15 protein-coding genes are annotated in these 14,475 nt (G+C 62.7%); 9 read left to right on the top strand and 6 right to left on the bottom strand.

Features of this window, described 5'->3' with window-relative positions:
• The first annotated feature begins 402 nt into the window (after positions 1–402).
• The 4 genes from serS (at position 403) to NKI19_RS31055 (ending at position 4,944) form a co-directional block, all read left to right on the top strand.
• Complete coding sequence (gene serS, locus NKI19_RS31040) at positions 403–1,707, top strand: serine--tRNA ligase (protein WP_352565422.1); 1,305 nt, start codon at positions 403–405, stop codon at positions 1,705–1,707.
• Complete coding sequence (surE, locus tag NKI19_RS31045; RefSeq protein WP_352467008.1) at positions 1,707–2,465, top strand: 5'/3'-nucleotidase SurE; 759 nt, start codon at positions 1,707–1,709, stop codon at positions 2,463–2,465. The genes serS and surE overlap by 1 nt, the downstream gene beginning before the upstream one ends.
• Positions 2,462–3,127: a protein-L-isoaspartate(D-aspartate) O-methyltransferase gene (locus NKI19_RS31050; RefSeq protein WP_352490590.1), complete on the top strand. Its 666-nt coding sequence runs from the start codon at positions 2,462–2,464 to the stop codon at positions 3,125–3,127. The genes surE and NKI19_RS31050 overlap by 4 nt, the downstream gene beginning before the upstream one ends.
• A gap of 284 nt (positions 3,128–3,411) precedes the next feature.
• Positions 3,412–4,944 (top strand): peptidoglycan DD-metalloendopeptidase family protein, encoded by a 1,533-nt coding sequence (locus NKI19_RS31055; protein ID WP_352565420.1) that lies wholly within the window; start codon positions 3,412–3,414, stop codon positions 4,942–4,944.
• 97 nt (positions 4,945–5,041) lie between these two features.
• Here NKI19_RS31055 and NKI19_RS31060 read toward each other — a convergent pair whose 3' ends face one another.
• A complete protein-coding gene (locus NKI19_RS31060; protein ID WP_352490588.1) occupies positions 5,042–5,917 on the bottom strand; it encodes an ATP-binding protein in 876 nt (291 codons plus the stop codon).
• 295 nt (positions 5,918–6,212) lie between these two features.
• On the opposite strand from NKI19_RS31060, the gene yajC reads away from it, so the two are divergent.
• The 5 genes from yajC (at position 6,213) to NKI19_RS31085 (ending at position 11,573) form a co-directional block, all read left to right on the top strand.
• Positions 6,213–6,551: a preprotein translocase subunit YajC gene (gene yajC, locus NKI19_RS31065; RefSeq protein WP_352467006.1), complete on the top strand. Its 339-nt coding sequence runs from the start codon at positions 6,213–6,215 to the stop codon at positions 6,549–6,551.
• Positions 6,552–6,627: 76 nt separating this feature from the next.
• Positions 6,628–7,674 carry a SecDF P1 head subdomain-containing protein gene (locus NKI19_RS31070; RefSeq protein ID WP_352565418.1) on the top strand — a complete coding sequence of 349 codons (1,047 nt, stop codon included), beginning with the start codon at positions 6,628–6,630 and terminating at the stop codon, positions 7,672–7,674.
• An 88-nt stretch (positions 7,675–7,762) separates the two neighbouring features.
• Positions 7,763–10,315, top strand: coding sequence for a protein translocase subunit SecDF (gene secDF / locus NKI19_RS31075; protein ID WP_352490586.1), 2,553 nt, complete (start codon positions 7,763–7,765; stop codon positions 10,313–10,315).
• A 15-nt stretch (positions 10,316–10,330) separates the two neighbouring features.
• Positions 10,331–10,720, top strand: a complete 390-nt coding sequence (locus NKI19_RS31080) for an Mth938-like domain-containing protein (RefSeq protein WP_352490585.1) — start codon at positions 10,331–10,333, stop codon at positions 10,718–10,720.
• Positions 10,665–11,573: a phytoene/squalene synthase family protein gene (locus tag NKI19_RS31085; protein ID WP_502899364.1), complete on the top strand. Its 909-nt coding sequence runs from the start codon at positions 10,665–10,667 to the stop codon at positions 11,571–11,573. The genes NKI19_RS31080 and NKI19_RS31085 overlap by 56 nt, the downstream gene beginning before the upstream one ends.
• An 84-nt stretch (positions 11,574–11,657) precedes the next feature.
• Here NKI19_RS31085 and NKI19_RS31090 read toward each other — a convergent pair whose 3' ends face one another.
• The 5 genes from NKI19_RS31090 to NKI19_RS31110 all read right to left on the bottom strand — a co-directional run bounded on the left by NKI19_RS31090 (position 11,658) and on the right by NKI19_RS31110 (position 14,452).
• On the bottom strand, positions 11,658–11,990 hold the full coding sequence (locus tag NKI19_RS31090) for a type II toxin-antitoxin system RelE/ParE family toxin (RefSeq protein WP_352490583.1): 333 nt from the start codon (positions 11,988–11,990) through the stop codon (positions 11,658–11,660).
• A complete protein-coding gene (locus tag NKI19_RS31095) occupies positions 11,962–12,264 on the bottom strand; it encodes a type II toxin-antitoxin system ParD family antitoxin (RefSeq protein ID WP_352490753.1) in 303 nt (100 codons plus the stop codon). The genes NKI19_RS31090 and NKI19_RS31095 overlap by 29 nt, the downstream gene beginning before the upstream one ends.
• A 78-nt stretch (positions 12,265–12,342) precedes the next feature.
• A complete protein-coding gene (gene trmFO / locus NKI19_RS31100; protein ID WP_352490582.1) occupies positions 12,343–13,752 on the bottom strand; it encodes a methylenetetrahydrofolate--tRNA-(uracil(54)-C(5))-methyltransferase (FADH(2)-oxidizing) TrmFO in 1,410 nt (469 codons plus the stop codon).
• Between the two features lie 371 nt (positions 13,753–14,123).
• Positions 14,124–14,264 (bottom strand): DUF1127 domain-containing protein, encoded by a 141-nt coding sequence (locus NKI19_RS31105; protein WP_023678914.1) that lies wholly within the window; start codon positions 14,262–14,264, stop codon positions 14,124–14,126.
• Between the two features lie 47 nt (positions 14,265–14,311).
• The gene (locus NKI19_RS31110) at positions 14,312–14,452 is read right to left on the bottom strand and encodes a DUF1127 domain-containing protein (protein ID WP_091596947.1); all 141 of its coding nucleotides are present in this window, start codon (positions 14,450–14,452) and stop codon (positions 14,312–14,314) included.
• Positions 14,453–14,475: the final 23 nt, after the last annotated feature.

The raw sequence follows: 14,475 nt of genomic DNA on the forward strand, positions 1-14,475 counted from the left end.
CTAATTTGGGTATGGTGCCAATTGGCTCCAAAAACCCGCCTCCCGAGGCGGGTTTTTTGTTTCCAGGGTGAAAACTCCGGTGTTGTCGGACGTCAATGTCGGCGGGACAGCGCCCCCCTCTGTCCTGCCGGACATCTCCCCCCTAGGGGGGAGATTGGCTGTCATCTCGGCTTTCGCCAATCTCATAGGATGCAGAAAGGGCGCTGTCCCCAAAGCTGCCGATCTCCCCCCTTGAGGGGGAGATGTCCGGCAGGACAGAGGGGGGCGCGAAGGAACTCGGCCTGACATCTTGCATCAATGAAAGATGCGGTTTACGCCCTTTCGTCTTTGTTGTGGGGCATCTCGTTGCCCCACAACCGCTGCGCACTTTTGGGCGACATGCCCCCTGAGGACGAACAGACCATGCTTGACATCAAATGGATTCGCGACAACCCGAAGGCCCTTGTCGAAGCGCTCCAGAAGCGCTCGTGGTCGGCTGAGGCGGCGCAGTCCACGGTCGACGACCTGATCGCCGCGGATGAGGCCCGGCGCGAGCATCTGACGGAGCTGCAGACCCGGCAGGAACGCCGCAACGCCGCATCGAAGGAGATCGGCAATGCCATGCGCTCGGGCGATGCCGCCCTTGCCGAGAGGCTGAAGGCCGAGGTCGGCGAGATCAAGGCCTTCATCCAGAATGGCGAGGCGCGCGAGCGCGAGCTCGACAAGACGCTGAACGATGCGCTGGCGGTGCTGCCAAACGTGCCGTTCGACGACGTGCCGGTCGGCAAGGACGAGCACGACAACGTCGTCAAGCGCGTCGTCGGCGAGGTGCCGACGCGGCCGAACTGGGTGAAGGAGCATTTCGAGATCGGCGAAGCGCTCGGCATGATGGATTTCGAGCGGGCCGCGAAGCTTTCCGGCTCGCGCTTCACCGTGCTCAAAAGCGGCCTGGCACGGATGGAGCGCGCGCTCGGTCAGTTCATGCTGGATCTGCACACCACCGAGCACGGCTATGTGGAGATCCAGCCGCCGCTGATGGTGCGCGACGAGGTGCTTTTCGGAACCGGGCAACTGCCGAAATTCGAGGAGGATTTATTCTTCGTTCGGCATGGGGACGGCAGGCTTGGCCTAATCCCAACCGCCGAAATCCCGCTCACCAATCTGGTTCGCGAGGAAATCACGCCGCACGAAAAACTGCCGCTGCGTTACACAGCGCTGACGCCTTGCTTCCGCTCGGAAGCCGGTTCGGCCGGGCGCGACACGCGCGGCATGCTGCGTCAGCACCAGTTCTACAAGGTCGAGCTGGTGTCGATCACCGACCAGGAGACTTCGGTTGCCGAGCATGAGCGGATGACCGAATGCGCCGAGGAGGTGCTGAAGCGGCTCGGCCTGCCGTTCCGCACCATGACGCTGTGCACCGGCGACATGGGCTTTGGCGCGCGCAAGACCTACGACATCGAGGTCTGGCTGCCCGGCCAGAATGCCTATCGCGAGATATCGTCGTGCTCGGTATGCGGCGATTTCCAGGCGCGGCGCATGGACGCCCGCTATAAGGACAAGGACGGCAAGGGCAACCGCTTCGTCCACACGCTGAACGGTTCGGGCACCGCCGTCGGCCGCGCTCTCATTGCCGTCATCGAAAATTACCAGAACGAGGACGGCAGCGTAACCATTCCTGAAGCGCTTCGCCCTTACATGGGCGGTCTGGAAAAGATCGAATCGAAATAATGCGCATCCTTCTGACCAACGACGACGGCATCCATGCCGAGGGCCTTGCATCACTCGAACGCATCGCCCGCACGCTGTCGGACGACGTCTGGGTGGTGGCACCGGAACAGGACCAGTCCGGCTATGCGCATTCGCTGTCGATCTCGGAGCCGCTGCGGCTCAGGAAAATCGGCGAAAAGCACTTTGCCGTGCGCGGCACGCCGACCGACTGCGTCATCATGGGCGTGAAGAAGATCCTGCCCGAAGCGCCCGACCTGATCCTGTCCGGCGTCAATTCCGGCGCCAACATCGCCGACGACGTCACCTATTCGGGCACGGTCGCCGGCGCCATGGAAGGCGCGCTGCTCGGCGTGCGCTCGATCGCCATCAGCCAGGCCTATTCCTATGTCGGCGAGGACCGCGTCGTTCCCTATGAGACCACCGAAGCTCTGGCGCCGGCGCTGCTCGAAAAGCTCGTCGCCATGCCGTTGCCGGACGGCGTGCTGCTCAACGTCAATTTTCCGAATTGTGCGCCGGAAGAGATTGCCGGAACTGTGGTCACTTCGCAGGGCAAGCTGGTCCACAGCCTGTGGGTCGACGAGCGGCGCGACGGGCGCGGCTTGCCTTACTACTGGCTGCGCTTCGGCCGCGAGCCGGTCGAGGGCAAGCAAGGCACCGACCTCCATGCCTTGCGCAACCGGCTGGTGTCGGTGACGCCGCTGCAGCTCGATCTCACCGCGCATGAAATCCGCGATCAACTGGCCAAGGCGCTCGCATGAGCTTGAACCACGCTGCAACGGTCGACGAGCGCGAAGGTTTCGCTGCCTTCCTGCTTCGCCTGCGCGGCAGGGGCACGGTGCCGAAGGCGCTGATCGCCGCTTTCGAGGCGACGCCGCGGCGCGGGTTTCTGTCTCCGCATTTTCACTCGATTGCCTGGTCGGACCGTATGCTGCCGATCGAATGCGGCGAGGCCATCGAGGGCGCCGACCTGCAGGCGGCGGTGATTGCGGCGCTTGCCATCGAGCCGGGCAACCGGGTGCTCGAGATCGGCACCGGGTCCGGCTACACGGCGGCTGTGATGTCGCGGCTTGCCGCTCGGATCGTCACCATCGACCGTTACAAGACGCTGGCCGAACAGGCCCGGCAGCGCCTTGAGGCACTCGCCATCGGCAATGTCATCGTGCGCCAGGCGGACGGTTCAAACGGGCTGGCCAACGAAGCGCCGTTCGACCGCATCGTCGCCTGGGCGGCCTTCGACAGCCTGCCGCGCTTTCTCCTCGACCAATTGTCGAGCGGCGGCATCGTCATCGCGCCGATCGGACCCGACGAAGGCGAGCAGGTGCTGGCCAAGCTGACCAAGGTCGGCAGCCGCTTCGAACGCGAGGATATCGGCCTGGTGCGCCTGCAGCCGATCCTGCGCGGCGTCGCCGCGGTAATTTGATATCCGGACCGTCGACTGCTTGGGGGCAGCCGAAGCCTGGTGTTTCGTCATCCTGGGGTGCAGCAGAATGCTGCTCCGCCGCATTATTCGGCTAAGGTCACGGAATGGATCCCAGGGTCTCCGCGACGGAGCTTCGCTCCTGCTCCGCCCTAGGATGACGAAGCTGAGAGCCTTCCTCGAATATTTTAAGAAAATTTGCGCCAGATTCTACAGGTTTAACCGACCGGTAACATTAACGCGCTTTAATCACACTCAGTTGTACCGGGTCTGTGCGGGTTAGTGCGATGCAATTCAGTGTTTTGAAGGCAAACGGACGCAATCTGGCGCGTGGCTGCGCCGTCCTCATGATCGCAGGCGCTGCGACGGGGTGTAGTTCCCAGGTGGCGCGGTTCAACAGTGTCGACGACGTGTTCACCGCCTCGACCAACAACCAGCGCGCCATCATCGACAAGCAGGACGCTGCCCAGCCCTATCCGGGCGATGTTGCGGCCGCGCCGATCGACGGCAGCCACACCCAGTCGGTTAGCCGCTCAAGCCTCGAACCGGTCACGGCGCAGCAATTGCCGCCGCCGGCTCCCGCCCTGGCGCCTGCCGCCCGTCCGGTGCGTACCGCCGCCGCGCCGACCCTGGCGCCTGCTGCTCCTCGTGTAGACAGGACGGCAACCGGCACTGTCGCTCCCGCGGCAAGGCCGTTCAAGAACGCCGAGCCCGACGCACCGCGCATGGCGACGGCCGCCGGCGCGCCACATGCAACAGAGATCGTCGTCAAGGATGGCGAGACCATTTCCGGCCTGTCGCGGCGCTACGGCGTGCCGGCCGATGCCATCATGAAAGTCAACGGGCTGAGCGCGACCAAGGGGCTGAAGACCGGCCAGAAGCTCGTCATCCCGGCCTATGCGTATTCGAGCAACGGCGCCGCTCCGAAAGTCGCCGACGCCAAGCCCGCGAACGGCACAAGGCACGACCAGCCGGCCGACGCGCCGGAGAAGGTGGCCGTGCTGCCGCAGCAGCCGAAGCTTAGGGAAGGCAAGTCTGCCGCGCAGGTGGACGCCTCGGCTGCCGCGAGCCAGCCGAAGGACGGAAAGACCGCGCCCAAGGTGGCTTCGGCGACAGCCAAGCCGGCCGGTGCCGGCGGCACCTACACGGTTCAGCAAGGCGATACGCTGTCGGCCATCGCCAGAAAGACCGGCGTCGGCGTCGTCGCGTTGAAGCAGGCGAACGGCATGCAGGATGGATTGCTCAAGATCGGCCAGACCCTGAAAGTGCCGGCAGGCGGAACCGCTGTCGTCGCCGGTGCGAAGCCGGCAAAGGTCGATCCGGTGACGACGGCCACCACCCAGCCGCCGGCCAAAACAACGCCGACGCAGACGCTCGCCTCCTACACGCCGCCGAAGAAGGACGCGAAAGTCATCCAGCAGGCCGAGGACGACGATGCGGTGGCGCCGGACGCAACCGGCATCGGCAAGATGCGCTGGCCGGTGCGCGGCCGCGTGATCTCAAGCTTCGGCGGCGGCAAGGACGGCGTCGACATTGCCGTGCCCGAGGGGACGCCGGTCAAGGCAGCCGAAAACGGCGTCGTTATCTATGCCGGTGACGGCCTCAAGGAATTCGGCAACACGGTGCTGGTGAGGCACGAAAACGGTCTGGTCACCGTCTACGGCCACACCAGTTCGATCGAGGTGCAGCGCGGCCAGAAGGTCAAGCGCGGCCAGGAAATCGCCCTGTCCGGCATGAGCGGTACCACCGACTCGCCGAAACTGCATTTCGAAGTGCGCAAGAACTCGGCGCCGGTCGATCCTTCGACCTATCTCGAATAGACGACGAAAAGCGATTTGCGGGCCGCCTGACCTTCAGCCCGCCGAGGAAGTCCGCTCCGCAAGGTGCGGGCTTCTTCTGTTGTTCGTCCTTGAGCGGCTAATCCTTCAGCGATTTGCCGAGCCGGCCTGCCAGATCCTGGGTGAACTGCCAGGCGACGCGGCCCGAACGGCTGCCGCGCGTCGTCGCCCATTCCAGCGCCTCGGCGCGCAGCGTCTCGGGATCGATGGCGAGATCGTGATGGCGGACATAGCCGTCGATCATGTCGAGATATTCGTCCTGCGAACATTTGTGGAAGCCAAGCCACAGGCCGAAACGATCCGACAGCGAAACCTTCTCCTCGACCGCTTCGGACGGATTGATCGCGGTCGAGCGCTCATTGTCGATCATGTCGCGCGGCAACAGATGCCGCCGGTTCGAGGTGGCATAGAAGATGACGTTGGCCGGGCGGCCCTCGACGCCGCCTTCAAGGGCTGCCTTCAGCGATTTGTAGGAGGTGTCGTCATGGTCGAATGAGAGGTCGTCGCAAAACAGGATGAAGTGGAACGGCGCTGCCTTCAGCAGGCTCATCAGCTTCGGCAGCGTGTCGATGTCTTCGCGATGGATCTCGATAAGCTTGAGCGGCAGGTCGAGCTTGGTCGAAGCGTTGACCGCGGCGTGCACCGCCTTGACCAGCGACGATTTGCCCATGCCGCGCGCGCCCCACAACAGCACGTTGTTGGCAGCATAGCCGGAGGCGAAGCGCTCGGTGTTGTCGACCAATATGTCGCGGACGCGATCGACCCCGCGGATCAGGCCGATGTCGACGCGGTTGACCTTGAGCACCGGCTCCAGATAGCCGGGATCGGCCTGCCAGACGAAGCAATCGGCCTCGCCGAGGTCGGTTTGCGGCACCGGCGGCGGGGCGAGGCGGGCGACCGCCTCGATCAGGCGGTCGAGCTTCTGGCTCAGGATATCGATGCTGCTGTCGGTCATCTCTTGTCTTTTTTGTTTCGCGTTCGGGACGGTGCGGCAGGCCAACCTACCTGATTTCAGCAGTTTCGAAACTCGTCCCAAGCATTTGTTCGGGCATGATCTTTTGCGAAAACCGGGCGTCGCTTTTCGGGATCACCCTCTAACACGGCTCACCAGGCCGGAAAAGCAGCCGATTTGCCCGGCGGCGCAGTTGCATTGGCAACGTTACCGACTATATTCCGGCCAAATTTGGCGGGGACGTCGAATTTCCGCAAAACCGTTTGGCGGCTGTTTTTCAAAATTCAGGAGTACCTCGATGTTCGTGACACCGGCATACGCCCAAGGCATCGGCGGGGACTCGTCCGCAATGTTTATCCAGATCGTACCGTTTGCTCTGATTTTCGTGATCATGTATTTTCTGATCATCCGGCCGCAGCGCACGCAGCTGAAGAAGCGCGGCGAGATGCTTTCGGCGATTCGCCGCGGCGATACGGTGGTTACCGGCGGCGGCTTCGTCGGCAAGGTGACCAAGGTGATCGACGACAACGAGCTCGAAGTCGACCTTGGCGGCATCAAGGTGACGGCACTGCGCTCGACGATCGCCGATGTGCGCGTCAAGGGCGAGCCGGTGGCGAACCAGAACGCCAAGAAGTAACCGAATTGTCGGCGGAACGATCCGCGGGCAGGGCTCTGACGAACGACGGCATATGTTCCACCTTTGGCGCCTGACGATGATCCTGACGTGGCTTGCCTTGGCCAGCACGGTTATCTTCCACGCGACCAATATCTTCGCCGCCGGTTTGCATACCACGCGACCCGAATGGCTTGCCGAAAGCCAGTCAATAGTTGAAGCAAACCAGCAAGACGGCCCAAACATCCTGCTCAGGTTGGATGTGGCCGACGTGATCGAGGGCCGGCTGAAAGCGACACGCAACGAGGTCCGGTCGCTGCTACGCGAAGCAAGGATCGGCTATACCGGCCTTGCCAGTTCGGGTCGGACCGTTCAGGTGCACATAACAGATCCGGCTCAGCTTGACCTCGCCAAGGCGGCACTCAAAACGGTGACCGATCCTGTCGCGGAAAGCGGTGTCCAGGAAATGACCCTGGATGACAGTGAGCCCGGCCTGCTCAAATTCACCGTAACGGATGCAGGTTTGAAGTATCGAACTTCGGCCGCGCTCGCACAGTCGGTTGAAGTTATCAAAGATCGTATCCGCGACCTGGGCGCCACCCACCCGGTGGTTCGGTCAACGAATGAAGACGGCATATTGGTCCGCACGTCGGGCGTTGCCGATCCGCAAAGGCTAGGACAAATTCTCACCCGGCCCGGTCACCTGAGCTTCCAACTCGTTGATCTGTCGATGCCAGTCGACGAGGCAATCAGCGCCCGCCCGCCCGTCGGCTCAGCGGTTTTTTATTCGATGGACGATCCTCCGGTTCCCTACTTGATCGAAATCGGGTTATCCTTTCAGGTAAAAATGTGCTGGATGCGCAAGCAACCCGCAATTTGGCGACCGATGAGCCTGTCGTCTCATTCCGGCTTGATTCCCCGGGGTACGGCGCGTTTCAAATGGGCTACGACGCAGTATATCGGCAAGCCGTTTGCAGTTATTTTAGACGATAAGGTTATTTCGGCGCCTGTTATCCGAGAGCCCATTGAAGGCGGCACCGGTCAGATATCGGGAAATTTCACCGCTGAAAGCGCCAATGACCTCGCCTTGCTGCTGCGCACCGGCCCCTTGCCAGCAAGATTGACAATCGCCGAGGAAGCACGATAGGGCCGGCCGTGGTCAGAATTAGAAATATCCCCGCAAACCGACCTATGGCGGAACGCAGCCGCTTGTACGCCTGAACGGATAAGAACTGATGCTTTATTTCTCGCGCTTCAAGATGATCCTGATCTGGCTGGCCGTGGCCGCCACAGTGGTCCTCGCTGCGCCCAATCTTTTTTCCGCCAGCACGCTGGCCAAGCTTCCCGACTGGGTGCCGAAGCGGCAGATGACGCTCGGCCTCGACCTGCAGGGCGGCTCGCATATCCTGCTCAGAATGGACCCGAACGATCTGATCAAGGATCGGCTGGAGACGACGCGCGACGAAATCAGGACGCTGCTGCGCGATGCCAAGATCGGCTATACCGGTCTTTCCGGAACGGGCCGCACGGTCCAGGTCCGCATCACCGATCCGGCACGGATCGAAGCTGCCAAGACAGCCTTGAAACCATTGACCAATCCCGTGGCCGCCGGCCTGTTCAGCGGCGGCTCCGTCCAGGAGATGACGCTGGATGATTCCGTGCCCGGCCTGCTCAAATTTTCCGTCACCGATGCGGGGATCAAATATCGCACTTCGACGGCGCTGACGCAGGCGATCCAGGTTGTCGAGCGTCGCGTCAACGAGCTCGGCACCACCGAGCCGATCGTGCAGCGCCAAGGCGACGACCGCATCCTGGTGCAGGTGCCTGGTCTGCAGGACCCGCAACGGTTGAAGGAAATTCTTGGCCAGACCGCCAAGCTGACCTTCCAGATGGTCGACCAGTCGATGCCGGTGCAGGATGCGCTGAAGGGCCGTCCGCCACCGGGATCCTCGGTGCTGTATTCGCAGGACGATCCGCCGGTTCCGTATCTGATCGAGAACCGCGTCATCGTTTCGGGTGAGAACCTCGTCGATGCCCAGGCGACCTTCAACTCCCAGACAAACGAGCCGGTCGTTTCGTTCCGTTTCGATTCTAAGGGCGCGCAGAGGTTCGGCCAGGCGACGGCACAGAACGTCGGCAAACTGTTTGCCATCATCCTCGACAACCAGGTGATTTCGGCGCCGCAGATCCGCGAACCGATCCCCGGCGGCACCGGCCAGATATCGGGGAATTTCACCGCCGAGAGCGCCAACGATCTCGCCGTGCTGCTGCGCGCCGGCGCCTTGCCGGCGACGCTGACGGTGATCGAAGAGCGCACGGTGGGGCCGGGACTTGGCCAGGATTCCATCCATGCCGGCAAGGTCGCCGGCATTATCGGTTCGATCCTGGTGGTGGCGTTCATGTTCGTCGCCTACGGTTTCCTCGGCTTTCTCGCCAACATCGCGCTGGCGGTGCATGTGGCGATGATCGTCGGGCTGCTGTCGCTGCTTGGGGCGACGCTGACCTTGCCCGGTATCGCCGGTATCGTGCTGACCATCGGCATGGCGGTCGATTCCAACGTGCTGATCTATGAACGCATCCGCGAGGAGCGACGTGCCGGCCGTTCGGTCATCCAGGCGATCGATACCGGTTTCAGCAAGGCGCTGGCGACCATTGTCGATTCCAACGTCACCTCGCTGATCGCGACCGTGGTGCTGTTCTGGCTCGGGACCGGGCCGGTGAAGGGCTTTGCCGTCACCTACGCCATCGGCATCCTGACCACGGTCTTCACCGCCTTCACCTTCACCCGCCTGCTGGTCTCGATCTGGCTTCGCCGGGCCCGTCCGAAGGAGTTGCCGCGGGCGCCGGTGACCTTCATTCCGCCCGGAACGAGAATTCCGTTCATGGGCATCCGCCGTTGGACCTTTGCGTTGTCGAGCTTGCTTTCGGTCCTGTCGGTCGTCGGCTTCATGACCATCGACATCAATTACGGCATCGATTTCAAGGGCGGCTCGCTGATCGAGGTGAAGTCCAAGACCGGCAATGCCGACCTCGCAGACATCCGCGGCAGGCTGACGGAACTCAATATCGGCGAGGTGCAGGTTCAGCAGTTCGGCGAGCCGAACGACGTGCTGATCCGCGTCGGTACGCAGGAGGGTGGCGAGAACGCCGAGCAGACCGTCATCGACAAGGTGCGCGGCGAGTTGCAGGACCAGTATGATTTCCGCCGCGTCGAAGTGGTCGGGCCGACGGTCTCGGGCGAGCTTGCCAAGCAAGGCACCATCGCCATGCTCGTCGCGCTGCTCGGTATCCTGATCTATGTCTGGTTCCGCTTCGAATGGCAGTTCGCGGTCGGCGCCATCGTAGCGACCGTGCACGACGTGGTCATGACGATCGGCTTCTTCGTCATCACCGGCCTCGAATTCAACCAGTCGTCGCTGGCGGCGATCCTCACCATCATCGGTTATTCGCTCAATGACACCATCGTCGTCTATGACCGTGTTCGCGAGGATCTGCGGAAATACAAGCGAATGCCGCTACCGCAATTGCTGAACAACGCCATCAACGAGACGCTGTCGAGGACGACGCTGACCTCGGTGACGACGATCCTGGCGCTGCTGGCGCTGGTGCTGTTCGGCGGCGAGGTGATCCGCTCGTTCACCATGGCGATGCTGTTCGGCGTCGTGTTCGGCACCTATTCGTCGATCTTTATCGCCGCGCCACTGCTTATCCTGTTCAAGCTGCGGCCGCAGGCCACAGCGTCCGATGAGGAAAAGCCGGTGGGCGGCGGCAAAGCCATAGCCACCTGACGGCTTGCCTCAAAAGTGGCCAAGGGCATCGTCATCCGCGAGGCGCATTTCCCCGGCCGCGCACCGATCGAGGCTTATGGCAATGGCGGTTTCCGCTTTGCCGACATGTCGCATCGCGGCTCGCTGCTGTGCCTGCCTTCTGGCATCTATGGCTGGGAGCCGGCCGATCCGCTGGCGCTGACGTCAGCGGATTTCGCCAAGTTGTTCAATGAGGCCGCCACGGTCGAGATCCTGCTGGTCGGCAGCGGCAAGGACCTGAGGCCATTGCCTGCAGCGCTGCGTGCGGCGCTGAAAGAAGCGGGCATTTCCGCCGATCCGATGTCGACCGGGGCGGCGGTGCGGACCTATAATGTGCTGCTGGCGGAAGACCGCGCCGTGGCCGCAGCACTCATCGCCGTCGACTGACGTGACCGAAAACACCAAAGTCGTCATTGAGACCGTGCGTGCCGCCGATCATGACCGCTATCTCAGCGTGCTCTATGCGCCCGAGAACAAGCGCGACGCGCTGTTTTCGCTCTATGCCTTCAATGCTGAAGTCGCCGGCATACGCGATCGCATCCACGAGGCGCTGCCGGGCGAGGTGCGGCTGCAATGGTGGCGAGACGTCATCGCAGCCGAAGAGGATCGCGCTAAGGTCGGCCATCCCGTGGCGGACGCGCTGAGAGCGACGATTTCCGCTCACCGCCTGCCCAAGGCCGCTTTCGACAACATGCTGGAAGCGCGCATCTTCGATCTCTATGACGACCCGATGCCGTCGCGCACCGATCTCGAAGGCTATTGCGGCGAGACTGCCGCAGCACTTATCCAGCTTGCGGCGATGGTGCTCGATCCGGTCGAAGCGCCGCGCTTTGCCGAACTTGCCGGCAGGGCAGGTTGTGCGCAGGCGATGACCGGTCTCCTGCTGCTGCTGCCGCTGCACCGCAAGCGGGGACAGTGCTTTGTCCCGGCCGACATCTTGGCCGCCGCAGGAACGTCGCCGCAAGAATTCGTTACAGGCGACGGCGGGCCGGGCGCGCAACGCGCAGTGGCCGCGATGGTCGCGCTGGCACGCGAGCATCTTTCCGCTTTCGAGCAGGGAGCGTCCGCTCTACCGGTTTCGCTGCGGCCGGCCTTTCTGCCACTGGCTCTGACGGGCGCCTATCTCGGCAAGATGGACGGCTCCCGCCATTCACCGCTTGATGGCGCGGTGCGGCTTTCGGCCTTGCGCCGGCATTGGCTCTTGTTCCGGCGCGCGACGCAAGGCTGCCCGGCTGTGTGAAGGCTGATTGCTAATGAGGAAATCCGGCCCGGCCGCCAAGCCGGACTGCCGGCGGTCAGCATCGGCCCGGCCGAGTAGTTTCCATCACGATGGATCACTCGACCCGCCATCGCGCATCAGCGTTTCATAATCGCGACCGCCATAGAAGATATTGACGATGCGCACGACATCATCGTCGACAATATAGGCGATAATAGCCGAGTGCTCGAACGGCACCGTTCGCAATCCTGGCGCAATGTCGTCGCGTGGCCGGCCGCCACGCGGTGCATTGCCGATGTTTCCACAACGCACCTTGATCCTGTCGACGAAATTGTCCGCAGCCGCTACGCTCGCACCGCTGTTGACGATATAGCCGGCAATCGTCGTCAAATCCGTGATAGCGCCTTCGCTAAGAACTACGGCGAGACGCTGGATCATCGTTCTCCCTCGCCAGCTCTGAAATCCTGCTCTTCACTCTTGTGATTGCCTGGTCCAGCGGAATATCAGGCCTTGTGTCTTCGATCGATGCCTTCACGCGCGCCCGGATCGAGGCCATGCGCTCGGCATGTTCTTCCTCTTCGCGCTGGAAGGCGCGAAGTGCCGCGCGGATGACCTCGCTCGCCGATCCGTAGGAGCCGTCCTCGACCTTTTCGCGAATCATGCGCGCCATGGCGGGCGTTACGGTGACTGACAGTTTCTCGGCGGATTCCATGGGCATTTGGCCTCGCGATACAAAGTAGGATAGTATCCTACTTCTCCGCGGCGAAATCCACAAGAACCGAGATCGGCACTATTCCGCAGCTTCCGCATGGGAAGGCAGCCCCAGCCATTCGCGGCAGTCGGCGAGCGCGCGCGATGTCACCGCGTGCCGCTTGGCGACCGTCTTGTCCTTGCCGCGCAGTCGCTTGCCCTCGATCTTCGGCGCGTCCACCGGCGGGAACAGGCCGAAATTGACGTTCATCGGCTGGAACGAGCGCTTTCCCGGCTCGTCGTCGGAGACAATGTGGCCACCGGTGATGTGGTTGAGCAATGCGCCGAAGGCGGTGGTCAAGGGCGGCAGCGATGGTGCACGGCCAAGCCTTTCGGCCGCCGCGAAACGTCCGGCAAGCAGGCCGATGGCGGCGCTCTCGACATAGCCCTCGCAGCCGGTGATCTGGCCGGCAAAACGCAGGCCGGGCCGCGACTTCAACTGCAGCGAAGCGTCGAGCAGCGTCGGCGAATTGATGTAGGTGTTTCGATGCAGGCCGCCGAGGCGGGCGAATTCGGCGTTTTCCAGCCCGGGGATGGTGCGGAAAATGCGCACCTGCTCGGCGTGCTTCAGCTTGGTCTGGAAGCCGACCATGTTGTAGAGCGTGCCCAGCGCGTTGTCCTGGCGAAGCTGGACGACGGCATAGGCCTTTACGGACGGATTGTGCGCATTGGTCAGCCCCATCGGTTTCATCGGCCCATAGCGCAATGTCTCGATGCCACGCTCGGCCATCACCTCGATCGGCAGGCAGCCGTCGAAATAGGGCGTGCCTTCCCATTGCTTGAATTCGGTTTTCTGGCCGTCGACCAGCGCCTGGACGAAAGCAAGGTACTGCTCCTTGTCCATCGGGCAGTTGATGTAATCCTTGCCGGTGCCGCCGGGGCCGACCTTGTCGTAGCGCGACTGGAACCAGCAGATATCCATGTCGATCGTGTCGAAATGGACGATCGGCGCGATGGCATCGAAGAAGGCGAGCGCGTCGGCGCCGGTTGCTTCCGCGATCGATTGAGCAAGCGAAGGCGCGGTCAGCGGACCGGTGGCGATAATCGCCTGGTCCCAATCCGCCGGCGGCAGGCCCGGCACTTCCTCGCGCCGAATGGTGATGAGCGGGTGGGCTTCGAGCTTCCGGGTTACCGCTTCGGAAAATCCGTCGCGGTCGACGGCGAGCGCACCGCCGGCCGGCACCTGGTGCGCATCGCCGGCGCTCATGATCAGCGAACCGGCCAGCCGCATTTCGGCGTGCAGCAGGCCGACGGCATTGGTTTTCGCATCGTCGGAGCGGAAGGAATTGGAACAGACGAGCTCGGCCAGCCCGTCGGTCTTGTGCGCGTCGGTACCGCGGACGGGACGCATTTCATGCAGGACAACGGGAACGCCGGCTTGCGCCGCCTGCCAGGCGGCTTCGGAACCGGCAAGTCCGCCGCCGATAATGTGAATGGGGTTCTTGTCCATGAGCGCCGAAATAGTCGCTTGGCGCAAGGATTGCAATTGCCAGGGGATCGCACCGCAAGTGGGCTGCCTGGGAAAGACCGCCCAAAACAACAACACCCGCCGGGGGAGGAGATCCGGCGGGTGTCGTTTTGTTGGCCGATCCTCGGGAGGAGGTGAAGATCGACCGTATTCGCCATCGCCGGGGAGGAGGTCGGCTTTGACGAAATTCTTTTCGCCGTTTGGAAGGGCGCGAAACCCTTTTTAGAAACAACGCCCGCCGGGGGAGGAGGTCCGGCGGGCGCCGTTTTTGTGGTCAACCCTCGGGAGGAGGTGAAGGCTGACCGTATCCGTCAGGGTCGGGGAGGAGGTCGACCCTGGCGAAATTCCTGTTGTTAGATCGCCCTGCGAGCGACCATCTTGATCTCGTCGCGGACGATGCCAAGGTCGTTCAGCTGGCGGTTCGACAGGCGACCCAGCTCGGTAACCGTCTCGCGGTAGACGCGCCAGTTACGATAGTTGCGGATCAGGTTCATTGTCATTCTCTTTTCAAAACTGATCGGGCCATTTGCGGCCCGAAGGATTAGACCGCCTTGCGGGCGACGTAATGAATGTCGCTGCGGCTGATGCCGAGGTCGGTCAGTTCACGGGTGCTCAGGCGGCTCAGCTCGGACACGGTGTCCCTATAGCGGCGCCAGTTGCGATAGTTGCGGATCAGGTTCATGGTATTCTCGTTTCGTCTTTCTT

Origin of the sequence: Mesorhizobium sp. M0751, from assembly GCF_040320265.1 — a bacterium.
GTDB lineage: Bacteria > Pseudomonadota > Alphaproteobacteria > Rhizobiales > Rhizobiaceae > Mesorhizobium.